Consider the following 24,061-nt stretch of genomic DNA (forward strand, 5'->3'; position numbering starts at 1 on the left):
CAAAGATGAAAGTTAGTGAAATTGAAGCCCAATTGAGTAGCTTAAAAGCCCAAAAGGCTTCCAAAGTTAAAGAGGTACGAGCATTGGCAATGTCAGATGATTCTGATACGACTGATGTTCAAAAGGGTGTAGCCAGTGTTGATGATTTGCAGAAACAAATTGATGACTTGCAAGCCCAATTAGATGCCGTTAAAAAGGCACAAGGTTTGTCAGATGATAAGCCTGATGATGCAGAACCCACAGATAAGAAAGGAAACAACAATATGCAAATTGACCCAAACAAAAAGCAAGAGACCACAGAAGTACGTGACTTCATTCATTATTTGAAGACAGCCGAAAAGCGAGCAAATGGTATCACTACCACAGAAGCAGGCGTTGTAATTCCAAAAGAGATTTTGGATATTCAAAAAGTACCGACTGATGTTCGTAATTTGTCAGCGGTTATCAATCGTGTATCTGTGACATCAGGTATGGGAACATTGCCTATCTTGCAAAAGAACACAGCACGTTTGACAACAGCCGAAGAACGAGCTGAAAACCCTGAAATTGCAAATGCAGTTTTGAAAGGTGTTGACTATAAGGCACTTACTTATCGTGGTGCTTTGCCATTGTCTATGGAAATGGTGCAGGACGCTCCTAACCTCAAGACATTGCTTAATACCTATGTTCAAGAAGCTAAAGAATTGACTGAACAATACCAAATTGGGAAGATTTTGCAAACAGCCACAGCCGTGTCAGCAAGCACAACAGATGCCTTGAAGACAGCATTTAACAAGGGATTGGCTAACTATGACCGTCAATGGATTGTGACTGAAAGTTTCTACAATGCCGTTGATTTGTTGAAAGATGCTAATGGTCGTTACTTGTTGCAAGACTCAATCGCTAGTGCATCAGGTAAGTCATTGTTTGGCTCAAATGTCTTGATTGTCGCTGATGACGTATTGGGCGCTGATGGTGATGCAAAAGCCTTTGTGGGAGACCCTAAAGCGTTTGTATTGGAAGCAATGCGTTCTGATGTTGCGGTTGAATGGGATCACAACGAAAACTTTGAGCGTATTCTTGCCGTTGCCTTGCGTGCAGACTTTAAGGCAGCCGACACTAATGCTGGTAAGTTTATCACTTATGCTGGTGTTCCAGCAGGTGAGTAACATCATGTACCCAGAGATGGGTACGTACATATTAAATAAATACAGGAGGTGGCACATGGCGTTAATTACACCACAGGAGCTACGAGATGAACTAAATATTGATGATGATAACAATGAGCTTGCAACGCTTACGAGCTTAATTAGTGGCGCTACTGCCATGATTAAGGCATCAATCCAAATGAAAATCACTGATGATGAGATTTTAGCAGTTGATGCAGAGTTATATAATCGTTTGATTAAAACATTGGCTACCTCAATGTATTATGACCGTGAGTTGAGTAATGGCTATTCAACTGGTGTTCGTATCATGCTGACGAATCTAAGAAGTGAGATTGTGGGGGCTACTGATGAATGATAAATATAAGCCAACAGATTTTAATAAGCGAGCCGTTTTTGGTGCATTTGAAATTATTGAAGATGATATAGGCAACCAGAAGCAAGGCGATTTTAAGGGTGAGTTTACACGCCATTATAAGACGACTAAACGAACCTTTGAACAGGAATATAGCGTACAAGCCACAAAATACGAAGATACAACCACGATTGTTGTTAGGCACGGTAAGCCAATTAGTGACCAGTGGATTGTTAAACTAGCAGACGGTAATTTTTATGAGATTGTCACGATTAGTCCTGATGATAGTAACAACGTTATCACTTATGATTTTGTCACGATTAAACGCAAGAAAGATTAGTTGAGGAAGATATTATGCAACAATTACAACGTTGGCCAAAGTGGTTAAACAGAAATGAAGCGCATCAATATATCAGTGTCGCTGATAACACGTTCATGAAGTATTATGTTAAGAATGGCAAGGTAAAGGCTTATCCGACAGAACATGGTATCAGATATGATCGTGATGAAATTGATGAAGCTGTGAAACATTACTACGATTAAAACGTGCAACCAGTCAAATAGTGTGAAATAATGAAAGCGTGTTAGTTTGAAATTACCACGCTTTTTTATTTTGACCTTTTGGCTCAATCATCAAAAGGAAGTAAAAAAATGCAGATAAAACAAGTTGATAGCAAACATGGTAAAGTCTATGAGGTTGTGGGCTATATTGGTAGGCATCAAGATGGAACACAAGCAAGAGCTAAGAAACGAGGTTTTGACAGTAAACGCAGTGCGCAACAGTGGTTTAATAATGAGGTGGCTTTGTTTAGCAATGGGCAGAGCAAATACAATAAAAAAACAACTCCCAACGTCATGACCGTTAAAGAGTTGTATGATATGTGGCTAGAAACATACCAGCACACCGTTGAAGAAAGTACACTCAATAAAACAATGAATGTATTCAACGTGCATATTATTCCTGCATGGGGTGATACACGTGTAACTGATATTAGGCCATTAGACTTACAACGATATATTAACACAATGCAAGGCAAAATATTACATTATCGCAAAATAACAGGATATTTAAGACGCTTGCTTAATATCGCAGTGCGTATGGATATGATACCAGTTGACCCATTTACGAAGATTGAGATGCCTAAAGAACGTAGACAAGTCAATAAGCGTAAGCAGTTTATGGACGTTGATGAATTTAAAGCCTTTGTAGAAGTTTTGGATAGCCAATACAAATACATCAATCAGCAAGCCTATACATTGCTTAGATTGGGTGCTATGACTGGTATGAGGACAGAAGAATTACTTGCCTTACAGTGGGAGCAGGTAGACTTTAATGGCGGTTATATAAGCATTGTACAGGCGCTAGGGCGTGGCTTTAATGGTGGTACGTATATCAAAGCCCCCAAAAGTCAAACTAGTAAGCGTACTCTCAAAATTGATAATAAAATGTTGGCTGTATTGTCTGATTGGTATGAAGTCAGTCATTATAATAGTAATAATGATTTTGTATTCAATAATCAGGGTAAGACATTGCAAGTCATGCGTCCTAATAAGTGGCTACATGATGTGAGCAATAAATATGGTGTAGCGGTTGGGTTGTCTATGCACAAATTACGCCATACATGGGCAACATTAGCATTAGATCAAGGGGCAAGCGTTAAACAAGTGCAGACTTATTTGGGACATGCAGATGTTTCTATGACGCTAGATGTTTATAGTGATATAACCAAGCGAGCCAGTGATGAGACTGGTAACATTCTATCTAAACTTGAACTATAATAACACATAAAGTAACACAAAACGCCTTATGTATTGGTATAAAAGGGTCTTAGTAAATCCCTTCTTCTCCACTCAGCATGTCATGGCGTTGCATCAGGTTTCAAAAACCTTGATGTAGCGCCTTTTTGTTGTAAAAAATTTATATTGTAAACGCACAATAGCTTACAGTTCAGCGTTGACTACGGGCTTGACATCTTTTAATAAGATGTGATGGTAAGAGAACCAAGCAAAGCCATTTCTATCTCGCCCAGACTGCTCTCCTGAGAGATTGTGACGATAATCGTAACAGCAAATAGCAGCGCGTGAGAGTGTATGTAGGTTTCCACAGCGGCAAAGAACCTGATTTTTACCGTCGAGTACAGTAACTTCTATTTTAGGATCGTCTTTAAACTGTAACTTGGCACCAATTGGAATCGATAGGTAATGAAAATTACGATTTGGACGTTGCCCTATTTTTCTGATGACATTTGGTTGATCGATTCCGGTAACTTTAGCATTGTAGGCATTTGGTTTAACAAACTCAGCATTGGGATCATTAAATAAGAGTAAGTCAAAAGCACTTTTAACCTGATTATAACTCGCTTTAAAGTATTCTTTTGAAAGGCTATCCCGTTTATCTGCGAGCGCAATATGCAATAATCTTTCGGCTCTTTTAAAATTAGTTATTTTGAGTGCAAATAGCAACAGAGTGGGCCTGCTATCTGGAATGCCAGTATCGTTGAATTGCTTTAATCTTTGGCTTAAATGAGCTGTTTGCCCGATTTTGATATAGCCAGGAAATGATTTGTTTTCGAGTGCATATACATAACCAATAGTCGTCATATGTCAACTTCTTTCTGGACTTTTTAACGTGAAACGCTTGGCACGTAGGCATTTTATCAGTATTTTATTTTTGAATTTACAGTTAATTCACGTTATCTATGACGCATATATTAATAATACGCCAATGACTACAAAAATAATCAGAAATAAAACATTTAGAAGTGTGAAAGTGATAAAGAATTTAAAATTAGTATGATTTCGAGAATATGCTGAATATTGTCTTAAGGCAAGTAGATTAGCTAGTGAAGCGATTAATGTGCCAAGACCACCGACTGAGACACCTAAAAATAGGGCATAAACATGATTAGTAAATTGAGATAATAATACCGCTGCCGGAACATTGCTGATCAATTGGCTTGTAATACTTGCTGATATAAATGTTGCGATTGGATTTTTAGTGCTGATCGTCATTAAATTTTGAACAAAAGCAACTCTGCTAATTGCACCAACGACTATAAAAAAATTAACGAATGTCAGTATAACAGCGTAATCAATATGTAGAAATGATTCCTTGCTTAAAAACAGACATGCTAGTATGCTGATTAGCAATGCAATATTTATGGGAATGATAGACAAAACGCCTAGTATGACAATGATACTTAAAATTATTAATATCACCAATTTTTTTGGATCAATTGTTTGATCATTGTCAAAACTAATATTAATTTTTTCAGAACGTATAAATAACGTGCTGAAGAATAATATACCAAGAGAGATAGCGCCAATCAGGAGAGACATACTTAGAAATTGAGAAACACTGAGCTTGTAAAAGGTAACCATATAAATATTTTGTGGATTACCAAAAGGCGTGACAGAGCTACCTAGATTAGCAAAGATTGTCAATAAACTAATGGTAGTCATACTTGGTAAATGCATATATTTTTTGATGTTAAAAAATATAGGAACGAGTGTTAAAATTGCGACGTCATTGGTTAATAGCATCGACCCGATAAAGGCGCATAGCATGAGTACTAGGAAAACTGTACGAGAAGAACTGCATTTGGAAACAATATAGTGGGCAATATGTTTTAAAATACCTAGTTCTTGGTAAATTGATACCGTGATTAGTAAGGCAGCCAGGGAATAAACCGTTTGAAAGTTGACATCTGTTGTTTTGACATGACCCACTAATAAGGCAATGATGGCTAAAATGAGCGTCACGAGGAACGTTTTATCAATTAGTGTTCGTTTAATCACGTTTAGCATGACATTTATACACTCCAGTTATAATTATATATCCATATCATAACAGACCAACACGAAAATTTGATTGAAACAGAGTAATGATGTTAAAATGAATAAAGTTAAATATCAATCGGTTGAGTGAAAACTTCAAGAATTGTTAGTCGGGGAGCTAACTATTTTTGAAGTTTTTTTGTTTTCAAAGGAGAAATTATGATTTATTTATCAATACTATTACTTATTGTTGTCACCATAATATTTGGCAAAATATCGGTTAAAATGGGGTTTTCATCAGTTGTTGGGCAATTATTATCAGGTGTTGTGTTAGGTGCGAGTTTTTTGAATGTGGTACAAGCGAGTGATTTAATGCATGTCATTTCAGAAACGGGTGTCTGCCTGTTAATGCTGAATTCCGGTTTGGAATCTGACCTCAAGGAGATGCGAAAGTACATCAAGGCATCGATGCATATTGCGGTACTGGGTGTGGTCGTACCGGCTATCGTATTTCCTCTAATTTGCTTATTACTAGGCTACACATTACCGATTGCTCTTTTTGCGGGTGTTGTTTTTTCTGCCACATCAATATCGATCACATTAGCAGTATTGTCTGAACAAAAGCAATTAGCTACGCCAATGGGCGCCATTATAATATCAGCAGCCGTGCTTGATGATATTATTGCGTTAGCAGCTGTCACGTTGTTTTCAATAGTTATTGGTGGCGGTACTTTAGGGATTAGTAGTTTATTACCATTAATCACTTTTGCTGTCGGTATTTTATTACGAAAATTGTCATTTTCAGTGTTTATTGGTAAAGGGACCACGAGGATAGGACAGTGGCTCTGCTATCCAGTCTTTTTTGGTTCGATTGGATTAACAATTACAGTTCAAGGATTAGGTGATAAAATTCTGCCAATTATTATTTTTAGCCTGTTAGCCGTCATCACAAAATTTGTCGGCTCATCAATTGGTGCTAGGCTGTCCGGCTTGAGTCGTCGCGTAGCTTATGCGATTGGTGCTGGCATGATATCAAGAGGTGAAATGGCACTAGTTATTATTCAAATTGGACTATCTTCACATATCATTAATTCTGCCACGTCTAGTGAGTTCATCGTGACTGTGATTATTTCAACTATCGTAGCGCCACTGATGATGAAGCCATTATTTGCAAAAGTTTAGCTAACTTATTTGTGATGAAAGTATGAGTTAAAAGCCCGATGTTTTAGACAGTGTTGCTTGTATAAAACATCGGGCTTTTAATTAATCCATACGACGAATGATTAATTGACTACCAAACGGATCGGTTAACCAGAGCTCGTTTGCTACAGGAGCAATGTTTTGATCAATTAGGTTGGTTTTAAGTAAATTAAAGTATGTGTGATCGACTGATACGGTCCAATTGAGCAAACCAGTATCATGTGCTTGGCGCAGTGTGGCATCAGGGCCTAACCAAGTATTATAGGCGTGATGATGGTGGTAGTGATTATGCGAATAGAAATGCGCACTGTCACCAACGGTTGATGTGAGTGCCATTTTCAAGGCGTCGATAAAAAACGCATCGCCACGGGTCAGATTATTACCAACAAAATGAAGATGACCGATGGCCATCTTAGCGGGGAACCCTGACCAATCAGTTTGTTTTTGTTGAAGTAATGCTTGAGCATCAACATCTTTTGTTCCCATTTGAACCAAGTCATTGTCCCATTGCCAAAGTTCTTTAGGGCGATCATGGTAAAGTTCAATGCCATTGCCATTAGGATCATTTAAATAAAAGGCCTCGCTGACATCATGGTCACCAGCACCTAAAGGATATTCAATTAATAGTAAGCGTTCAATGATACTTGCCAAGGAAGCTGTGTCAGGGAACAGTAGCGCGAAATGATACAGTCCTTGATGCGATTGGGTATTTTTATGACCATCAAATTGCAGTGTTAAAAATGGCGCATCACTTTTTGTGAAGGCATAAGAATAGACTTGGTGAGTCTCTTGGCTTTCTATCAAACCTAAAATATCGCGGTAGAAAGTACGCATCGCTGGTTCATTGTCTGCTCGTAGCGTTAAGTGTTGAATGTTATAAGTGATATTTAGCATGTTTTTTCTCTTTACTTATTATTTATAAGTAATATTAATGCTTTTTACAGGTTTTGTCTAGCAAAAAAATGACACCGATAATCATACCTTATCACTTGACGATATTGTAGAGGCGACGCATTTTATTTAACAGTATTTGCACCGAATTCATCGTCTTAATTAGTGTGTCAATATCAAGTTATTAAAAACTTGATATTGACACACACAATGACGTGGTGTACCATGAACGTATAATTAAATAAAGATATCTGGGGTGCCTAACGATTTCACAGGCTGAGAAATACCCATATAACCTGATCAGATTAGAATCTGCGTAGGAAGATATGATTGATAATATTATTTGTCGAACTGTTTTTTACGTGTTTTAACGTGAGGGGCAGTTTTTTTATGTTTTAGAATAGTTGACATAGTGAAAAGAGGATAGATAATTTTGGCTGATAAGAATATTGACTACACATTGTATTTAATTACAAACCGATATGATTATTCAGATGAGCAATTTTTGAATATTGTGTTTGAAGCTTGTGACAGCGGTGTAACCCTTGTTCAGTTAAGAGAAAAGGACGTCACAACAAAGCGATATTTTGATTTGGCAGTTGCGGTAAAGAAAATAACGGATAAATTTAAAGTTCCTTTAATTATCGATGATCGTGTCGATATTTGCTTGGCTGTCAATGCAGCTGGTGTACATATCGGGGATAATGAATTACCAGTTAAACGCGTACGTCAGTTGATTGGTAAAGACAAAATTTTGGGTGTATCAGTCAAAGATGTTCAACGCGCCAAAGAGGCTGAGGCTCAGGGAGCTGATTATTTTGGCGTTGGAGCGATTTATCCAACGAAAACAAAGGTCATTACAAAGCATACGACAATAGAAACCTTAAAAGATATTGTGAGTTGTGTTGATATACCAGTCAACGCTATTGGTGGCATTAAAGAAAATAATATTCTCAGTTTGAAAAATACAGGTATTTCTGGTGTTTGCATGGTGAGTGAAATCATGCAAGCGGAAGATGTACGTACGAAAGTGACTAATTGTTTAAAAAATGTTGAACAATTGATGTAACAATAAGTGTTCAATAAATAAAGAAAAGGTGGCGTAATTATGATTACAGTGAACGGCAAGACTGACACGTTGGCGCATGTTGGGCAAAGTATTTCGGAGTTGTTGAACTTACTCGAGGTACAAACAGCACGTGTTGTTGTTGAGCGCAATGGTGCGATTGTGACGCGAGAGGTTTATGATAGCTTATTGCTTGAAGACCAAGATGACATTGAAGTGATTTCATTTGTTGGTGGCGGTTGAGAAAAATGACGAGGATAAACAACATGGCAGAAATAAGTATTGATGGTGTAGCAGTCGATGACATTTATAAGCAAATGAAGACGCGCAATGTGGCTGGGACAGAAGATAAATTGGCACGTGCGCATGTCACAATTGCAGGTGCTGGCGGATTGGGATCTAATATTGCGATTGCATTGGCGCGTTCAGGTATTGGACATTTAACATTAATTGACTTTGATGTTGTTGATTATAGTAATTTAAATCGACAGCAATTTAAGCTGAGTCAAATTGGTGTGCCTAAAGTGATTGCCTTAAAGCAAAATATTTTAGAATTCAACCCATTTGTAGATATTACAACAGTGCAAACTCGCGTAACACATGAAAATGTTGAAGAACTATTTGAAACGAGCGATGTCATTTGTGAGGCGTTTGATGACCCAACAAGTAAAGCTGTTATTTTGCAATCGGCACGTGAATTCTTTCCAGAAAAACCGATTGTGATGGGCAATGGCTTAGCAGGGATACACAGTGCGAATCATATTGTGACTCGAAAGATGCGAAAAAATGTCTATATTTGTGGGGATCAAACAACTGCTGGGGTTGAAGGTTTGATGGCACCACGCGTCATCATATGTGCAGGGCATCAAGCAAACATGATATTACAACTGCTTGTTAACAAGATAGAGATTTAGTGATAAGAGGAAAAAATAATGGCACAAAATGATGATCTAATCATAGCAGGACACAAGTTTAGGTCTAGATTTATACTAGGATCAGGAAAGTATTCGTATGACTTAATTGATTCTGCTATAAAATATGCCGGAGCGCAGATTATTACGATGGCCTTGCGGCGTTCGAATGCTTCAGCAGACAATATTTTGGATTATATTCCAGATGATGTCACAATTTTACCAAACACTTCGGGATGTCGTAATGCTGAAGAAACAATTAGAATGGCACGGATTGCACGTGAACTAAGCGGTAGTGATTTTATTAAGTTAGAAGTGATTCCTGATACAAAGTATTTATTACCGGATAATTATCAAACTTTAAAAGCCACTGAAGTATTGGCAAATGAGGGATTTATTGTGATGCCCTACATGTTGCCGGATTTGAATATTGCCAAACAATTAGTGGATGCTGGTGCAGCAACGGTGATGCCATTGGGTGCTCCAATTGGGACTAATAAGGGTTTAGCCAATAAAGACTTAATACAAATATTGATTAATGAAATTGATGTACCAGTGATTATTGATGCAGGAATTGGTAAGCCAAGTCAGGCAGCAGAAGCAATGGAAATGGGTGCTGACGCGATTATGGCCAACACAGCCATGGCGTCTGCAGGTAACATACCGTTGATGTCTGAAGCCTTCAAATTAGCGATTGAAGCAGGACGCAAAGCTTATTTGGCAAAGCCGGGACGGGTCATTAACGATAAAGCTGAGGCGTCATCCCCAATATCAGGTATTAGTCGTACAAAAGAATGAAACAGGCTTTAAAAATAAGTGATAAAAGGTATTGGCTTAAAATTGTTGCATTGAATTTTTTTGGTTGGGTATTTATTTATGCTGATCGTACGGTATTGAATCCCATAATGCCTGAAATTCAAAAAGTCTTTGGTTTAAGTAATGTTGCGTTAGGCATGATTTCCTCTGTATTTTTTTTAACTTATACGGTATCACAAATACCTTTTGCTAGATTAGCTGACCGTGGTCATGAAAAATGGCTAATTGGTTTGGGATGTGTGTTTTTTGGTGGCATGACCATTGTTTCAGGACTAGCCACCAGTTTTGGCTGGTTTTTAGTGTTGCGTGCGTTAGTTGGTCTTGGTGAAGGGACGTTTTATGGTGCTTCATTTGGGTTATCATCACAAAACATACCTAGCAAATATCTGACAGTGGGTTTAGCATTTATTAATTCAGGGCAAGCAATTGGACAAATTACTGGGACAATCATATCAAGTTATGTTGTACTACAACATCATATGCACTGGTCTATACCGTTTATCATTGTTGGCATGCCAACGATAATTGTAGGTATTTTGTATATAACTGTTATTCATCATACACATCGTTTATCGGAGGAACAGGTAAGTACATCACAAGCGAAGGCTGTTGATAAAAAAGCACAAACGATTGATGTTTTGTTTACACGGCAGCTATTAGGCACTTATTTCATGTTATTTGCATCAATTTATGGTCAAATTACAATGTTAACTTGGTTACCTTTATTTTTAACGAATTATCGACATGTTAGTGGATCCAACGTTGCTTGGATTGCTTCAATTGTGCCTTTTATTGCTGTACCAAGCGCGTTAATTTTTGCAAGAGTAAACGATAAAATAACTAACACCAGGCGCTTGCTTTTGATTCTTGTACCTATTTCCAGTTTGTCACTGGTGATGGGCGTTATCAGTCATAGTCATGTAGTTTTAGTTTTATCGCTGATTGTGTATGGTATGACTGGAAAAATGACAATTGATCCCATGTTATTATATACGGTGAAAAAACACGCCCCAAATAATCAATTGGCCACAACGTTTGGTGTCTATAACTTTTTTGGTATGATTGCTTCTATTTTGGCGCCGACGATCATGGGATTTTTGATGGATTTGACGGGAAGTATGGTGATAGGATTTTATTTTTCAGCAATATTACTACTTATTGGCATTGCAATGTTGAGTTTAACAATGCCTAAAACAGAGATGTGAGGCATATGATTGATAAAAAATTAGTGACATTATTGCATGAATTTAAACAGATAGGACTCACATCAATGGGTGGCGTGACACGCTGTGTTTATGATGATAATTGGATATTAGCGCAAAAAAAATATGTCAAAATTGCTAATGACTATGGGCTGTATTGCTTTTGTGACAAAATGGGAACTATTTATGCAGCCACAAGCGATCATATCAGCCATAAATCAGTTATTCTCACTGGATCTCATATGGATACTGTTATAAATGGGGGTTGGTTAGATGGTATTTATGGCGTTTTGTCTAGTGTCCTGGCTGTTGGACAATTACTTCAGAAATTTGGGGCACCAAAAATACCATTGTGTGCCGTTTCTTTTTCTGAAGAAGAAGGGTCACGATTTGATACCACTTTTACGGGATCACGCTATCTGACCCATCAATTATCTCGTGGTGTTTTTGATTTGAAGGATAGCATAGGAATAATATTTGACGAAGAACGGCAAAAACGTGTGACTGAATTAAGCCAAGTGACACCGATCAGAACACCTGATTTTAAAATACGTTCATATATTGAGTTGCATATTGAGCAAGGCAATTTATTAGAGCAATCGCATACTAACATTGCCGTTGTGACAGATATTGTGGGTCAAAAACGTTTGTTGATCACAACAAACGGTATTAGTAATCACGCAGGAACAACTCAAATGTTCGGTCGCGCTGATGCCATGCAAAGAGCTGTTGACTTGATGACTCAAATTTATTCATCTTTGGGGATGATGAAAGGAGTGCGATTCACGATCGGAAAAATCATTGCTTTTCCAAATGTAGCGAATGTTATACCGGAAAAAGTTGATATCACATTAGATATCAGGCACATCGATCAACATGTTTTGGACGATGCTTTTGAGAAAGTGATTAAAATCACTGATGCTGTGGGGGCAACTTATCGGTTAACAACTAACGTTGAGGCAACGCCTATGGATAATCAGTTACAACAACAAGTCATCAATAGCATAAAACAAGAAAAACTAGTAGGAGAGAGGCTTTTTTCTGGTGCAGGTCATGATGCACAAGTCATAGCAAATAGTAAAATACCTAGTGTCATGATTTTTGTACCAAGTAAAAATGGCATGAGCCATGTGCCGCAAGAGGATACAGCTGAGTCAGATCTTTTAGCAGGGCAGCATGTGTTACAACGGTTGTTATATGAATTGGCATATTAAAGTTGATAGACTGTTTGGAAAGTTCACTTTACAAGTGGGCTTTTTTATGTTGTAGAGGTCGCAAAAATTGGTGAGATCGTAAAAATATGATAGACTAAAAGAAATAATTGCTATCTAGTTCACATGTTGAGACAGGCATTGATTATCTAAATATTTGAACTAGATTATATCATGAGAGGCGTGTGTCAAACATGCCGGAATAATTGGGGGGAATGACGTATGAAATTGAGTAGTGGCACAATAACTATTAGCGATTTTATTGGCAGAATGCATACAAACAAGCATTTCTTGAAATTGTTATTGGTTGTGTTTTTAGCATTAGTTACGATTAATTTTAATAACAAAATGGTTCAAGCGGATACCGCTTCACAGCCATCTTTAAAAATTAATAATGGTGTATTATACGGTTTTTCGGATGGGCAAGCGCAGCACATCGGTGCGACAGTAGTTATCCCAAGCAATGTTACTAGCATTGCTAATACGGCCTTTTATAATCAAGGCATCGGAAAAGTAGATTTTAGTTCAGCACATAATTTAAAATCTATTGGCGATTTTGCCTTTGCTAAAAATCATTTAAGCACGGTTAACTATCCAAATTTAGACGATAATAACTTAGGATGGTATATATTTTATGATAATGCGATTAATGTGGTCAGATTTGCTAACGGTGTGACGCATATTAATGACGGTACTTTTGCTAAAAATCCTAATTTAGCAGCTGTTAGGTTACCATCAACAATCACGGCAATAGGCGACTGGTCTTTTGCTGGCGATCGTTTAAATACAATTGATTTAACAACAATTAACGACAAGAATGATTTGAATGTTGGATCAGGTGCGTTTTATGGCAATCAAGCGTCTTATGTTCAGGTGCTACCAAATAACCATTTAAATGGTAGTGGTAAGCAACCAATTCGTTGGTATGGTTATGAGGCTTTCGGGAACAACACTGGTCAAGCTAACAATATTGCTAATCAATATGCGTTAAAGCACCAAACTTATGGTACCGGTACGCCAGGGAACATTAACTCAGCTAAAAGTTTTACCTACGATGTTCAAAATCCAACCGTGATTACAGGTATCAAGTCCGGCGTAACAACGCTTGGGAAAACCATTGTAATACCAGCTCATGTTACAAAAATTGCGGACAATGCGTTTAAATCAGTGGGCATTGTAGCGGTTGATTTTTCTAAGGCAGCAGGTCTTAAGCAAATTGGCAATTTTGCGTTCTATGATAATCAAATATCAAATACGTTGACTTTGCCTAACAGCTTGAATGCAGATATATCCGGTATTGGTTGGTATGCTTTCGCTTCGAATAATATTTCGACAATTAACTTGCCAAACAATAATATAACGGCGTTAAATGATTTTGTGTTTGCTAGTAATAAGCTAACAGGGATTAATTTGCCCAATACTTTGCAATCGATGGGGGATGGCACATTTTTGGATAATCAAATTAAGGATGTCACGCTACCATCAAGCCTACAACGTGTTGGTTCTGGTAGTTTTGCAGGTAATTCATTTAATCAGCAGCGTGCCATTGCACTAACTGCTGTTGTGAATCAAATGCCATCAGAAAAAAATATTTCAGCTGTTTTGTATCCTTTCGGTGTTGCAACGCCTCAAACCAATAGTACAATCAAAAATCGATTTGTGAGAATGGCAAATGGTGAGTGGCAGTATCTAAATAATAAAGGTCTACCATTAACAGGGCAACAAATAGTTGATGGTCATACCTATTATTTTAATCCAGATGGCACGCAAGTTAAAGGCTATTCAGTGACATTTAAAGATGGCAGTGTGCATGAATTTGATGCCAATAGTGGCGATAAATTAAAATAATAGTCAGCATAATATTTTCAATACAATAAGCCGTTAACTAACAAATTCATTTTTGTTAGTTAGCGGCTTATTATGCTGTTTGAGTCGTTGGTTTAATCATAGAAGCACTTTAGTTAACGCCGTTGACAATTTTGAAAAATTAGGTCATACTTTACATAATATAATTAAAATTAAGAGGTGTTTTGAACATGGGATTTTTAGATAATAAAAAGATTATCGTTATGGGGGTAGCAAATAAAAGCAGTTTAGCTTATGGTTGTATGCAGGCAATTATCGACCAAGGTGGACAAGTTATTTTAACGTATCAAAATGATCGTATGAAGCGCAGTTTGGATCGATTTGTTGACGATTCAGTTTTAAAAGTTGAATGTGATGTTTCTAATCCAGAAAATATAGAAGCCGCTTTTACAACTATTGTTCAAAAAGTTGGAAAAGTTGATGGTATCGTACATGCGATTGCTTATGCCGAAAAGAGTGACTTAGATAATAAAGTGACGGATGGGACACTCGCCAGCTTTTCATTAGCTCAAAATATCAGTGTCTATTCATTAATCGCTGCTGCCAAGTATGGTCGCGAAATTATGAATGACAATGGTTCAATTGTAACTCTTACTTATATGGGTTCTGAAAGAGCTATACCTAACTATAACGTTATGGGTATTGCTAAAGCAGGCCTTGAATCAGCAGTTCGTTATTTGGCACGTGATCTCGCTGATAAAAATATACGCGTTAATGCTATCTCAGCGGGTGCTGTTAAAACATTAGCCGTTACAGGTGTTAAAAGTCATAATGACTTAATCAGAATATCAGATGAACGCACTGTTGATGGTGTTGGTGTGACGATTGAAGAAGTTGGGAATACAGCGGCATTCTTGTTAAGCCCGATTGCTAGCGGTATCGTTGGTGACACGATATACGTTGACAAAGGTACCCACCTGATTTAATTAGTTGTGTAAAAGTCAGTTAATTGAACTTAGTTATTTCCAGGGCTAGGGCGTATATTTCATAGTTTAATTAAAAAAGCACATCATGGACGATTTTTTACCCATGGTGTGCTTTTTTTGATGTCAAACAAAATTAATTGAACAAAATATGAATCAAAATCACTGATAGAATAACTTGTATGGCACCAGTTACTAGGCCATATGCTAAGAATTTACCGCCGGATTTTTTGATCGTAGCAATTTTAAGATTTAAACCAATTCCCGCCAAGTTAACAACACCTGTGAAACTCGAAATTGATTTGGCACTATTATTGAGGATATGTGGTAAAGAAATAACACTATTGACACAAAGTAAAATGACAAAGACGATAATAAACCAAGGAATTTTAATACCTTTACTAGGTTTTGCAACGCTACTATCAATATTATTTTTTTGTGCCATCTTTGCAAATATCAGTACAACGACAGTGAGTAGAATAATACGCAACATTTTAAATAGTGTGGCGTAAGTCACAACAGTTGGGTTAATTAAAGCAGCAGTACCCACAACTTGACCGACTGATTGCACGACACCGCCAACTAATGCACCAAGTAATAAATTATTGTTGCCAACTAAATAAGGACCGATGACAGGGAGGACAAGAAGTAGTACGACACCTGTCAAACTGACAGTTGCCACGGCAGTTCGACGTTGATCATCAGTTGCACCGATTGCTGGTGATACCGAAGCAATCGCACTGGAGCCACAGACGGCGTTACCAGCGCCCATCAGCATGGCGGATTGCTTGGATACTTTAAAGAGACGACCACCTAGCCAAAGGACAATCACAATTGTTAACGTCATCTGAATTAAAATGAAGACGAGACCGTTAATACCTAGTTTTTCTATTGTTCGTAATGTGACAGTTAGTCCCATCAAGGCAATACCGATTTCAATTGGAAATTTTTCAGCCCATTTTATGCCTGGTGCCCACGTATCACCAGTTAAGACGGTATTTCCTAGAATAATACCTAGAAGCATGGCAATGGCCTCAGCACCTAGAAAAGGCAGCCACAAGGCCAATATTTTGGCAATAAAGGACAGGATTACCGTCGCGATGATACCATTAATCATATTAATTTTTATTCTCATCGATATTTCTCCTAAAAATTTTATCACATTTTATCCTACCGCTAAGTTTGCTATTTGTAAAATAAATATTTATAATGTGATTGATTAATAAATTAAATAGGAGAGCTTATGTTTAAGCTATTACAAACGTTTATTGCGGTTTATGAAACAAGATCATTTTCAAAAGCAGCTAGTCAACTGTTTATTTCACAACCAACAGTTAGTGTTCATATTAAACAATTAGAAGAAAAATTGACCGTACGTTTATTCGAACGTAATGGGCATACAGATCTTTACCCAACTAATAATGCCAGGCGTTTTTATCAACATGCGCTGCATTTACTAGATGATTGGCAGGCTGCAACTGCTAGTCTGACTATTGAAGCAAATCCAGTAAAAACACAAGTTGTCATCGGGGCTTCACAGACGACTGCAACTGTATTATTACCCAAAATTTTTGAGAAATTCCCCCAAGAAATACGACATCGTGTGCATTTTAAAATCGAAATGCATAATTCCGAAGAAATATTAGCAGGTGTATTGAATAAGCAATTCGATTTAGGATTAATCGAAAAGCCAATTACACATGATTTTATTGTGCGCGATAGCATTGCTGTCGATCAATTAGTTTTAGCAGGGGATCTGTCTTCTGATACTTGGCTAGTGCGTGAAAAAGGTTCAGGCGTTTACCATTATATGCAACAATACTTTAAACAAGAGTATATTGTACCGTCGCAATTTTTAACCATTAGTAATAATGACGTCATTGTTAAAATGTTGTCAGCAGGGATTGGTAAATCTATTGTGAGTATCCAATCATTACCCGAACATGTGCCATATAAAACTTTATCAACAGCATTTAATCGTGATTTTTATTTGATACATCATCAACATCAGCGTACTGATCTCAATGACATTATTATGGCTTTAGAAAGTATTGCTAAAAGTCTGTAAAAGAAAACATTAATATTGTATTACTGTTGAATGTTCGTGTTAAAGGGTGTTACAATGAGTAAGTCTATTAGGACAAATAAAAAAAGGGGTAGATATCTGCGCGTTAAGTGTGAAGGAGACGGAATGTGAGCCTTCAACGAAATAAAAATATCAGGTGTTTTGAATCAACGAAAACCAGTGATATTTTTATGCGATGCAGATATCACATTCACCACTATATTGTTTTGCGGTGAGCGCTCCACTCGGAGGTTCAGAACTATGGCAGTTCAAAATATTACTCATGGTGTCAAAGACACCTGGTCACTACCCAAGTTAGACATACGTCAATTTGTGGTACTTGCGTTGCTGATGGCGCTTGATATAGCGTTAGGCAAACTAACTGTGGGCACTAACGTGTTAAAAATTAGCTTTGTCTTTGTCGCCATGTCATTAATTGCAAAATGGTATGGGCCACTTTGGACAATGCTAATTGCAGCCATTCTAGATGTTGTCAATGCAACCATTATTACGCCTAGCGGTGCATTTTTTCTTGGTTTCACATTATCGGCTGTTAGTGCCGGTTTGATTTATGCGTTGTTTTATTATAATCAAGCGCATGTGAGTTGGTGGCGTATTCTAGGGGCAGTGGGATTAATAACGCTTGTTGTTAATATCGGTATGAATACATTGTGGCTGTTTATCATGTATTCACAGGTACAAACATGGCATACTTTTGTCACATTGTTATTACCACGTGCTATTAAATCGATAATCATGTACCCAATACAGGTTATTATTACCTATATTTTCTTGAACAATGCAGCCGTTAAGCAAGCGACAAAACAAATTTTTCATCGATGATGGCTAGAGGCAACTGAGGTTGCTTTTTTATTGCCATTAAAAATTAACAATGGTAGAATTAGAAAACGACTGTTTTAGGGGGAGAGTTATGTCAGCTTGGGGCGCACTAACAGATTTTTTTAAGCGATATACAAGTTTTCGTGGCACCAGCTCGCGTCGTGCATATAATTGGATGACTTGGTTTTGGGGTGTTATCTATGTGATGATCGCAGTGATCATCATTGGCGTTGCAGGCTTAGGTTCTTTTCTTGGTAAACATGGTGAAGTTGCGACTGATACGAGGCCACTATTAGGCACAATTATCTTAGTTCTTTTAATTTCACTCATGATGTCAATTATTGTGATTATACCTAATTTGGCACTGTATAGTCGACGATTGCATGATATGGGTTATTCTGGTTGGTGGCAAGTTGCACCTTTGATCATTAATGTGGTCATTACGCTGGGTATCATGTACTTTGGAAAATCAGAATCTGATTTGTCGTGGGGACCAAGTGTGATAAGTTTTGGATTCAATTTGTGGTTGTCGTTTATGCCCTCAAAAACAAATACACGCTACAGTTAAAAAGATATAAAAAACTGCTAATCATTAACGATTAGCAGTTTTTTTATGTTAATTACCTCTAATGTCACCGTGTACTAGGTGGGTGAAGATGTGTTTATCGGTCCAGGCAATATTGCGGCCCTGAAAGAAAAACGACAGTACTGTACCAAATCCCAACGCCACAAAGTGATGGCTAAAAGCAAAAGCTATCAACGATAGCGCAATGGCAGCGGCAAAATTACTCATTTGTGCTTTAGAGGCATTACCATGAAAATAGTCGAAGCGTAGAATGTTAGTGAGATCATCCAAAGGATGCATAATCCAATTCACACGTTGATAAATTGAAATCGCAACACCAATGGTCCAAATCGCAAAAACGTCTATTGGTATTCGTAACCACCAAGCTATTTCATGAATACCTATACTAATAAAATAGTTTGAAAAAAGGCTCACTAAGAAGCTAAATGATAAACCGAAAATAACATTTCCTATCAAGCGCAGCCAGTTGAAACTCATGGCTAGAAACATATTGAGGAAAGCAACAGCAATAGCAGTTAGTGCTAAGAAAATGCCAATTTGAAGTCCGGTGGCATTTGCTAAGTTAGCAGCACTAGCGGTCCACGGTGCAGAGCCCATAGTTGACGCCACACTGAGACCGTTTCCAAACGAATTCAGCACGAGCGAGATCATAAAAAAGCTGATCTTTTGTTTTAAACCGAGTTGATAAAATTGCCCATCAATATAGTACATACATTTCTCCCAAATGTCATAATATTCTCATTATAACTAATATTAGGATGATATGGTTGTTTTTATGTGAAGTTTTCAAAATGATATGTTTACATTTTCACAAATAAGGCGTATATTCTTATTTGTAAAGATTATTTTGTTGAAGAAAGGAAATTATTATGAGTAAAGTAGCATTAGTAACTGGTGCAGGACAAGGAATTGGTGAGGCGATTGCGCATCGTCTAGCAAATGACGGATTTAAGCTTGCGTTGGTAGGGCGTCATGTTGAAAAAGTACAGAGAGTGGCTGATAATATTAAAGCTCAAGGTGGTGAAGCGATTGCCATTAAAGCAGATGTTGCGAAGCGTGATGAAGTCTTTGCAGCAGTAGCAGCAACGCAATCAGAATTTGGTGATTTGAATGTCATTGTGAACAACGCTGGTGTTGCACCAACGACACCAATCATGGATGTTACAGAAGATGACATGAATTGGACATGGGGCATTAATGTCAATGGTGTTGTTTGGGGGACTCAGGCAGCTACTGAAGCATTTAAAGCTTTGGGACATGGTGGCAAGATTATTAATGCCACGTCACAAGCAGGTGTTGAAGGCAACCCTAATTTAACTGTTTATGGTTCAACAAAGTTTGCTATTCGTGGGATTACACAAACAACAGCCAAAGAATTAGCCCAATTTGGTATTACAGTCAATGCTTTTGCACCAGGAATTGTCAAAACACCTATGATGTGGGATATTGCTCATGAAGTCGGTCAAAATGCTGGTAAAGATGATGACTGGGGAATGGCACAATTCTCAGATGGTATTGCACTAGATCGTTTGAGTGAACCAGAAGAAATTGCTAGTGTCGTCGGTTTCTTGGCTAGTGATGATTCAAATTATGTGACCGGCCAAACAATTATTGTTGATGGTGGTATGGTGTTCCGTTGATTACTTGACTAACGTACAACATTTATGTTGTACTAGAGGGAGTTATTTAGGATAGGCTGGTGATTATATGGATTTTTCGGAATTTAATGTTATTGACAACAAAATATTGTCACAAATAAGTGGTGGTGCATCAAAGGATATTCAATATAATCTTAAAAAATATAGGACTCTGTCTGGTATTAGCCAAGATAGATTAGCAGATTTGTTATGTGTGAGTCAGGTAGCAGTTTCAAATTATGAAACTGGCAAGAGAATTCCGGATATAGATAATTTAATTAAATTATCTAATATACTGCAAACCAGTGTACCAGAGTTAATTGCACCTCATAACGAAACGTTATAATATATCTGATCATTTAATGGTAAAATTTATTTATCAATTAGAAAAAGAGGAAGAACAATCATGCAAGATGTTAAATACAGAGAACTTTCTGAAGCTGAGTTGAGTGTTATAGCTGGGGGAAAAAGTTTCTGGAGTTGGGCATCAGATGCGTCATCTTGGTTATCTGGACCACAACAACCTAATTCGCCGCTACTAAAAAAGAAGCGTTGATGAGCAATCATCGGAATAAACATTAATGTTTATTCCGATTTTGTCATTGATAAAGCATTTAAGGAAAATATGTTAAAACATTATTTAAAATCTGAAAAGATAAAATATTTATTTTGGGGCGTTGTGACGACATTAGTCTATTTTGTGGTACGTTTTATATCAATGGGACTCCTACACCAAGCTATGTTACCTGTATTGATTGCACAAATTGTGACGGTTTTGTTTGCTTTTGTAGTCAATAAATTTTTTGTATTTTCGACTGACCAAAATCGCCATATATTGGTGCAGTTATGGCGATTTATAGCTGGTAGGCTATTCGTGGCGGGAATTGATTTTCTGTTAACCTATATTATGATTGAACGGTATAGTGGTGTTTTCATTCACTTATTGCGACTGGACACCATTAACTTTCAACTATTTCCTTTTGGATTATCGTGGGTACACCGTTGGATTTATGATAGTATATCATTGAATAGTGTGATTGCTGTGTTTTTAATTCAGATCATTGCAATTGTGGCCAATTATTTTATCTCTAAATTTATGATTTTTGATTAATAAATATACTGATGTTGGTAAAAAATATAAAGTAACCTGCATACTATAGCAAAAAATGACCCAATAAGTTAGGTTTTACCTAATTTATTGGGTCATTTTTTTGTTATTTTAATGCATGTTCGTTCAAAATTCTGTAAGCCATGGCTTCACTGAGAATGATGTCAGTAATTAATTGACCGCGCAGGGCACCGATGACAGCTTGATATTTTGATTTGCCCCGAACTAAACAAATACGTTTTGGTACTTGTAATATTTGAGAAACAGATAATCTGACAATTTTATCATCGCCTTGGTTTAAAAAGCGGCCATTAATATCATATGGTCGACCAAAAATCATACCTACAACGCTTTTAACGTTTACTGAAGGAAAAATACCATTTAAATTATTATGCCAAATAGGAATTGAGTCTAGTGAGCGAATTGTTCCGACACCTGTAATTAGAAAATCCATATGATTGGCCAGCGCTAAGGTATTTTGTAACGAGGGTTCAGAGTATAAACCGCCACGCACAATGTCATTAAGAATGTAAAGCGGTGCTGGTAATGTTAAAAATTCCCCAGAAACTTTTTTGGCTGCACGTTCTACCATGCGCATAGATCCGGCGGTGGAATTATATTTCATGTTTTCACCTAAAAATTGTGTAAATTTAACACGTTCTAAGGGTGTGCTTTTTAAGCTGTCTATCATACTGTAGATTGTTTCGCCCCAAGTTAAGCCGACAACTTTATTATTCGTTTGTAATAATTCACCAACAAACTCAGCCGCAAAATTGGATAAATGAGTTGATGTTGTGATGTTATTAATGTCATCTTGCACAACATAGAAATTAACATTAGGAAACTTATCTTGTAGAATATGCTCTAATTGTGAATTACGATGAGAGTTTTCGGTAATTTCAATCTTAACCACCCCACTTTTGACAGCTTCGTTGAGGTATTTATTGACTAAATAACGGCTAATATTATATTTTTTTGAGATATCCCCGAACGGTAATTTGTTGAGGTAATAATCTTGAGAAATTTGAGAAAGCAATGCACGATCGACCATGAAACCCTCCATATAAATATAGTTTACTCGTGTTTTATTAATTAAACAATCGTTTAATTAATTGAACGTATTTTAAAAATATTAATTTAAAAAAATCAATCTATTTTAAATATTTAAAAAAGTGAATGTTTTTTGAGATTTATTTAAAAATTAGAGATAAAAATCATTGACTTGGATTTAGCTAATTACTAGAATGAGACTTGTTAATACCTGTACATGAGTACATTCAAGCAAGCACTAAATTAGAAAAGAGGCATATTTTGATAGATATGAAAGAAGTGCTGTCAGTCCATGAGGCACACACTGGGGTTTTAGATATAGAGTCACAGTTTGATATTACAACACCATCAGCATTGAGTGAGGCTTACACGCCAGGCGTTGCGGGTTTAGCGAAATTAATTGCTAAAGATGAATCGCAAAAAAATATTTATACGATGAGTGGCAAATTAATTCCAGTGATTACTGATGGTTCAGCTGTATTAGGCTTGGGTAATATTGGTCCTGCAGCTGGGTTACCTATTGTTGAAGGTAAGGCATTGATTTATAAAAACTTTGCTAATGTGAATGCTTTACCGATGGCATTGAACCAAGTTAGTGTCGATGAATTTGTCAAGGCAGTCAAAGCTATGGCACCATCGTTTGCAGGCATTCATTTAGAAGATATTGGTGCGCCACGCGTATTTGAAATTGAACGACGCTTGAGTGAGGAACTTGATATTCCTGTATACCATGATGATCAAACGGGCACGGCCATTGTTGTTCTTGCAGGCCTTATTAATGCCGCAAAAGTTGTTGGAAAAGATTTGCAACAACTAAAAGTGTTGGTTAACGGTATTGGTGCGGCAGGCGTTGCCACCACTAAAATTTTATTGGCAGCTGGATTAAAAAATATCACATTAGTCGACATTGATGGTGTGGTGCGATCAGATAATCAAAAATACAATAGTTATCAACGTGAATTAACGACTCAAGTAAATCAAAGTGATGGTAAAAAGCTTGATGACGTTATTTTAAATCAAGACGTTTTTATTGGGCTGTCAGATTCAAATGTGCTAAATGGTGGTCAAGTACGGCGTATGGCCAAGAAACCAATTGTCTTTGCATTAGCTAATCCCGTGCCAGAAATATTACCGGAAGAAGCTATTGATGCTGGTGCAGTGGTTGTGGCAACGGGATCTTCACAATGGCCGAACCAAGTGAATAACGTTTTGGTTTTTCCTGGATTATTTAAAGGGTTGTTGTCAAGTGGTCTGAAACATGTTGATATGCCATTACAGATACGTGTGGCACACGCATTGGCTAATATGATTAAAAATCCGGATACCACACATGTTGTTCCTGGTGTTTTTGGTAAAGGGATTGTGCATGCAGTGGAACAATCAGTTTTAGATTATGCAAAACAATAGTGGTA

At 37.2% G+C, this 24,061-nt stretch carries 28 protein-coding genes and 2 riboswitches; of the genes, 22 read left to right on the forward strand and 6 right to left on the reverse strand.

Annotation, left to right across the window (positions count from 1 at the left end; genetic code table 11):
• Positions 1–5: 5 nt before the first annotated feature.
• The 5 genes from LKI_RS04240 (at position 6) to LKI_RS04260 (ending at position 3,279) form a co-directional block, all read left to right on the forward strand.
• The gene (locus LKI_RS04240; RefSeq protein WP_013102930.1) at positions 6–1,148 is read left to right on the forward strand and encodes a phage major capsid protein; all 1,143 of its coding nucleotides are present in this window, start codon (positions 6–8) and stop codon (positions 1,146–1,148) included.
• Between the two features lie 55 nt (positions 1,149–1,203).
• The gene (locus LKI_RS04245) at positions 1,204–1,503 is read left to right on the forward strand and encodes a head-tail connector protein (RefSeq protein ID WP_013102931.1); all 300 of its coding nucleotides are present in this window, start codon (positions 1,204–1,206) and stop codon (positions 1,501–1,503) included.
• Positions 1,496–1,840 (forward strand): phage head closure protein, encoded by a 345-nt coding sequence (locus LKI_RS04250; RefSeq protein ID WP_013102932.1) that lies wholly within the window; start codon positions 1,496–1,498, stop codon positions 1,838–1,840. The genes LKI_RS04245 and LKI_RS04250 overlap by 8 nt, the downstream gene beginning before the upstream one ends.
• 14 nt (positions 1,841–1,854) lie before the next feature.
• On the forward strand, positions 1,855–2,043 hold the full coding sequence (locus LKI_RS04255; protein WP_013102933.1) for a hypothetical protein: 189 nt from the start codon (positions 1,855–1,857) through the stop codon (positions 2,041–2,043).
• A gap of 108 nt (positions 2,044–2,151) precedes the next feature.
• Positions 2,152–3,279, forward strand: a complete 1,128-nt coding sequence (locus LKI_RS04260) for a tyrosine-type recombinase/integrase (protein ID WP_013102934.1) — start codon at positions 2,152–2,154, stop codon at positions 3,277–3,279.
• Positions 3,280–3,441: 162 nt separating this feature from the next.
• Here LKI_RS04260 and LKI_RS04265 read toward each other — a convergent pair whose 3' ends face one another.
• Both LKI_RS04265 and LKI_RS04270 read right to left on the reverse strand, forming a co-directional pair.
• Complete coding sequence (locus LKI_RS04265) at positions 3,442–4,101, reverse strand: GIY-YIG nuclease family protein (RefSeq protein ID WP_013102935.1); 660 nt, start codon at positions 4,099–4,101, stop codon at positions 3,442–3,444.
• Between the two features lie 96 nt (positions 4,102–4,197).
• Positions 4,198–5,307, reverse strand: coding sequence for an SLC13 family permease (locus LKI_RS04270; RefSeq protein ID WP_013102936.1), 1,110 nt, complete (start codon positions 5,305–5,307; stop codon positions 4,198–4,200).
• A gap of 189 nt (positions 5,308–5,496) precedes the next feature.
• On the opposite strand from LKI_RS04270, the gene LKI_RS04275 reads away from it, so the two are divergent.
• The gene (locus LKI_RS04275) at positions 5,497–6,459 is read left to right on the forward strand and encodes a cation:proton antiporter (RefSeq protein WP_013102937.1); all 963 of its coding nucleotides are present in this window, start codon (positions 5,497–5,499) and stop codon (positions 6,457–6,459) included.
• An 81-nt stretch (positions 6,460–6,540) separates the two neighbouring features.
• Here the strand turns inward: LKI_RS04275 and LKI_RS04280 are convergent, their stop codons facing one another.
• On the reverse strand, positions 6,541–7,371 hold the full coding sequence (locus LKI_RS04280) for a VOC family protein (protein ID WP_013102938.1): 831 nt from the start codon (positions 7,369–7,371) through the stop codon (positions 6,541–6,543).
• A 239-nt stretch (positions 7,372–7,610) separates the two neighbouring features.
• Positions 7,611–7,708, forward strand: a riboswitch (TPP riboswitch).
• 93 nt (positions 7,709–7,801) lie between these two features.
• Here LKI_RS04280 and thiE point away from each other — a divergent pair.
• The 8 genes from thiE to fabI all read left to right on the forward strand — a co-directional run bounded on the left by thiE (position 7,802) and on the right by fabI (position 15,366).
• Entirely contained in the window at positions 7,802–8,437 is a 636-nt protein-coding gene (gene thiE / locus LKI_RS04285; protein ID WP_013102939.1) for a thiamine phosphate synthase, read from the forward strand.
• A gap of 39 nt (positions 8,438–8,476) precedes the next feature.
• Complete coding sequence (thiS, locus tag LKI_RS04290; RefSeq protein WP_013102940.1) at positions 8,477–8,677, forward strand: sulfur carrier protein ThiS; 201 nt, start codon at positions 8,477–8,479, stop codon at positions 8,675–8,677.
• 23 nt (positions 8,678–8,700) lie between these two features.
• On the forward strand, positions 8,701–9,348 hold the full coding sequence (thiF, locus tag LKI_RS04295) for a sulfur carrier protein ThiS adenylyltransferase ThiF (RefSeq protein WP_013102941.1): 648 nt from the start codon (positions 8,701–8,703) through the stop codon (positions 9,346–9,348).
• An 18-nt stretch (positions 9,349–9,366) separates the two neighbouring features.
• Entirely contained in the window at positions 9,367–10,143 is a 777-nt protein-coding gene (locus LKI_RS04300; protein WP_013102942.1) for a thiazole synthase, read from the forward strand.
• The gene (locus LKI_RS04305) at positions 10,140–11,366 is read left to right on the forward strand and encodes an MFS transporter (RefSeq protein ID WP_013102943.1); all 1,227 of its coding nucleotides are present in this window, start codon (positions 10,140–10,142) and stop codon (positions 11,364–11,366) included. The genes LKI_RS04300 and LKI_RS04305 overlap by 4 nt, the downstream gene beginning before the upstream one ends.
• A gap of 5 nt (positions 11,367–11,371) precedes the next feature.
• Entirely contained in the window at positions 11,372–12,577 is a 1,206-nt protein-coding gene (locus LKI_RS04310) for a Zn-dependent hydrolase (RefSeq protein WP_013102944.1), read from the forward strand.
• A 219-nt stretch (positions 12,578–12,796) separates the two neighbouring features.
• Positions 12,797–14,422, forward strand: a complete 1,626-nt coding sequence (locus LKI_RS04315; protein ID WP_013102945.1) for a leucine-rich repeat protein — start codon at positions 12,797–12,799, stop codon at positions 14,420–14,422.
• A 188-nt stretch (positions 14,423–14,610) separates the two neighbouring features.
• Positions 14,611–15,366, forward strand: coding sequence for an enoyl-ACP reductase FabI (fabI, locus tag LKI_RS04320; protein WP_013102946.1), 756 nt, complete (start codon positions 14,611–14,613; stop codon positions 15,364–15,366).
• A 133-nt stretch (positions 15,367–15,499) separates the two neighbouring features.
• Here the strand turns inward: fabI and LKI_RS04325 are convergent, their stop codons facing one another.
• Positions 15,500–16,498 carry a YeiH family protein gene (locus LKI_RS04325; RefSeq protein WP_013102947.1) on the reverse strand — a complete coding sequence of 333 codons (999 nt, stop codon included), beginning with the start codon at positions 16,496–16,498 and terminating at the stop codon, positions 15,500–15,502.
• A 108-nt stretch (positions 16,499–16,606) separates the two neighbouring features.
• Here LKI_RS04325 and LKI_RS04330 point away from each other — a divergent pair, with 108 nt between their 5' ends.
• From LKI_RS04330 to LKI_RS04340, 3 genes are all read left to right on the forward strand, one after another.
• Complete coding sequence (locus tag LKI_RS04330) at positions 16,607–17,431, forward strand: LysR family transcriptional regulator (RefSeq protein ID WP_013102948.1); 825 nt, start codon at positions 16,607–16,609, stop codon at positions 17,429–17,431.
• 82 nt (positions 17,432–17,513) lie between these two features.
• Positions 17,514–17,647: riboswitch (THF riboswitch) on the forward strand.
• A 42-nt stretch (positions 17,648–17,689) separates the two neighbouring features.
• On the forward strand, positions 17,690–18,271 hold the full coding sequence (locus tag LKI_RS04335; protein ID WP_013102949.1) for a folate family ECF transporter S component: 582 nt from the start codon (positions 17,690–17,692) through the stop codon (positions 18,269–18,271).
• Between the two features lie 88 nt (positions 18,272–18,359).
• Positions 18,360–18,836 carry a DUF805 domain-containing protein gene (locus tag LKI_RS04340; RefSeq protein WP_013102950.1) on the forward strand — a complete coding sequence of 159 codons (477 nt, stop codon included), beginning with the start codon at positions 18,360–18,362 and terminating at the stop codon, positions 18,834–18,836.
• A 48-nt stretch (positions 18,837–18,884) separates the two neighbouring features.
• Here the strand turns inward: LKI_RS04340 and LKI_RS04345 are convergent, their stop codons facing one another.
• Complete coding sequence (locus tag LKI_RS04345; protein ID WP_013102951.1) at positions 18,885–19,565, reverse strand: DUF6198 family protein; 681 nt, start codon at positions 19,563–19,565, stop codon at positions 18,885–18,887.
• A gap of 158 nt (positions 19,566–19,723) precedes the next feature.
• On the opposite strand from LKI_RS04345, the gene LKI_RS04350 reads away from it, so the two are divergent.
• The 4 genes from LKI_RS04350 (at position 19,724) to LKI_RS04360 (ending at position 21,602) form a co-directional block, all read left to right on the forward strand.
• Complete coding sequence (locus LKI_RS04350) at positions 19,724–20,494, forward strand: (S)-acetoin forming diacetyl reductase (protein WP_013102952.1); 771 nt, start codon at positions 19,724–19,726, stop codon at positions 20,492–20,494.
• Positions 20,495–20,561: 67 nt separating this feature from the next.
• Entirely contained in the window at positions 20,562–20,837 is a 276-nt protein-coding gene (locus LKI_RS04355; RefSeq protein ID WP_013102953.1) for a helix-turn-helix domain-containing protein, read from the forward strand.
• A 60-nt stretch (positions 20,838–20,897) separates the two neighbouring features.
• Positions 20,898–21,047, forward strand: a complete 150-nt coding sequence (locus LKI_RS10890) for a lactococcin family bacteriocin (RefSeq protein ID WP_013102954.1) — start codon at positions 20,898–20,900, stop codon at positions 21,045–21,047.
• 69 nt (positions 21,048–21,116) lie between these two features.
• Entirely contained in the window at positions 21,117–21,602 is a 486-nt protein-coding gene (locus LKI_RS04360) for a GtrA family protein (protein ID WP_013102955.1), read from the forward strand.
• Positions 21,603–21,705: 103 nt separating this feature from the next.
• On the opposite strand, the gene LKI_RS04365 is transcribed toward LKI_RS04360, so the two are convergent.
• Positions 21,706–22,650 (reverse strand): sugar-binding transcriptional regulator, encoded by a 945-nt coding sequence (locus tag LKI_RS04365; RefSeq protein ID WP_013102956.1) that lies wholly within the window; start codon positions 22,648–22,650, stop codon positions 21,706–21,708.
• Between the two features lie 260 nt (positions 22,651–22,910).
• Between LKI_RS04365 and LKI_RS04370 the strand changes: the two genes are divergently transcribed.
• Positions 22,911–24,056 (forward strand): NAD(P)-dependent malic enzyme, encoded by a 1,146-nt coding sequence (locus LKI_RS04370; protein ID WP_041773500.1) that lies wholly within the window; start codon positions 22,911–22,913, stop codon positions 24,054–24,056.
• Positions 24,057–24,061 lie beyond the last annotated feature (5 nt).

Source organism: Leuconostoc kimchii IMSNU 11154, from assembly GCF_000092505.1.
Classification (GTDB): Bacteria; Bacillota; Bacilli; order Lactobacillales; family Lactobacillaceae; genus Leuconostoc; species Leuconostoc kimchii.

Coding starts and splice junctions, on each gene's coding strand:
- LKI_RS04240 (WP_013102930.1), top strand. CDS start 6: ATGAAAGTTAGTGAAATTGAAGCCCAATTGAGTAGCTTAAAAGCCCAA.
- LKI_RS04245 (WP_013102931.1), top strand. CDS start 1,204: ATGGCGTTAATTACACCACAGGAGCTACGAGATGAACTAAATATTGAT.
- LKI_RS04250 (WP_013102932.1), top strand. CDS start 1,496: ATGAATGATAAATATAAGCCAACAGATTTTAATAAGCGAGCCGTTTTT.
- LKI_RS04255 (WP_013102933.1), top strand. CDS start 1,855: ATGCAACAATTACAACGTTGGCCAAAGTGGTTAAACAGAAATGAAGCG.
- LKI_RS04260 (WP_013102934.1), top strand. CDS start 2,152: ATGCAGATAAAACAAGTTGATAGCAAACATGGTAAAGTCTATGAGGTT.
- LKI_RS04265 (WP_013102935.1), bottom strand. CDS start 4,101: ATGACGACTATTGGTTATGTATATGCACTCGAAAACAAATCATTTCCT.
- LKI_RS04270 (WP_013102936.1), bottom strand. CDS start 5,307: ATGCTAAACGTGATTAAACGAACACTAATTGATAAAACGTTCCTCGTG.
- LKI_RS04275 (WP_013102937.1), top strand. CDS start 5,497: ATGATTTATTTATCAATACTATTACTTATTGTTGTCACCATAATATTT.
- LKI_RS04280 (WP_013102938.1), bottom strand. CDS start 7,371: ATGCTAAATATCACTTATAACATTCAACACTTAACGCTACGAGCAGAC.
- thiS (WP_013102940.1), top strand. CDS start 8,477: ATGATTACAGTGAACGGCAAGACTGACACGTTGGCGCATGTTGGGCAA.
- thiF (WP_013102941.1), top strand. CDS start 8,701: ATGGCAGAAATAAGTATTGATGGTGTAGCAGTCGATGACATTTATAAG.
- LKI_RS04300 (WP_013102942.1), top strand. CDS start 9,367: ATGGCACAAAATGATGATCTAATCATAGCAGGACACAAGTTTAGGTCT.
- LKI_RS04305 (WP_013102943.1), top strand. CDS start 10,140: ATGAAACAGGCTTTAAAAATAAGTGATAAAAGGTATTGGCTTAAAATT.
- LKI_RS04310 (WP_013102944.1), top strand. CDS start 11,372: ATGATTGATAAAAAATTAGTGACATTATTGCATGAATTTAAACAGATA.
- LKI_RS04315 (WP_013102945.1), top strand. CDS start 12,797: ATGAAATTGAGTAGTGGCACAATAACTATTAGCGATTTTATTGGCAGA.
- fabI (WP_013102946.1), top strand. CDS start 14,611: ATGGGATTTTTAGATAATAAAAAGATTATCGTTATGGGGGTAGCAAAT.
- LKI_RS04325 (WP_013102947.1), bottom strand. CDS start 16,498: ATGAGAATAAAAATTAATATGATTAATGGTATCATCGCGACGGTAATC.
- LKI_RS04330 (WP_013102948.1), top strand. CDS start 16,607: ATGTTTAAGCTATTACAAACGTTTATTGCGGTTTATGAAACAAGATCA.
- LKI_RS04335 (WP_013102949.1), top strand. CDS start 17,690: ATGGCAGTTCAAAATATTACTCATGGTGTCAAAGACACCTGGTCACTA.
- LKI_RS04340 (WP_013102950.1), top strand. CDS start 18,360: ATGTCAGCTTGGGGCGCACTAACAGATTTTTTTAAGCGATATACAAGT.
- LKI_RS04345 (WP_013102951.1), bottom strand. CDS start 19,565: ATGTACTATATTGATGGGCAATTTTATCAACTCGGTTTAAAACAAAAG.
- LKI_RS04350 (WP_013102952.1), top strand. CDS start 19,724: ATGAGTAAAGTAGCATTAGTAACTGGTGCAGGACAAGGAATTGGTGAG.
- LKI_RS04355 (WP_013102953.1), top strand. CDS start 20,562: ATGGATTTTTCGGAATTTAATGTTATTGACAACAAAATATTGTCACAA.
- LKI_RS10890 (WP_013102954.1), top strand. CDS start 20,898: ATGCAAGATGTTAAATACAGAGAACTTTCTGAAGCTGAGTTGAGTGTT.
- LKI_RS04360 (WP_013102955.1), top strand. CDS start 21,117: ATGTTAAAACATTATTTAAAATCTGAAAAGATAAAATATTTATTTTGG.
- LKI_RS04365 (WP_013102956.1), bottom strand. CDS start 22,650: ATGGTCGATCGTGCATTGCTTTCTCAAATTTCTCAAGATTATTACCTC.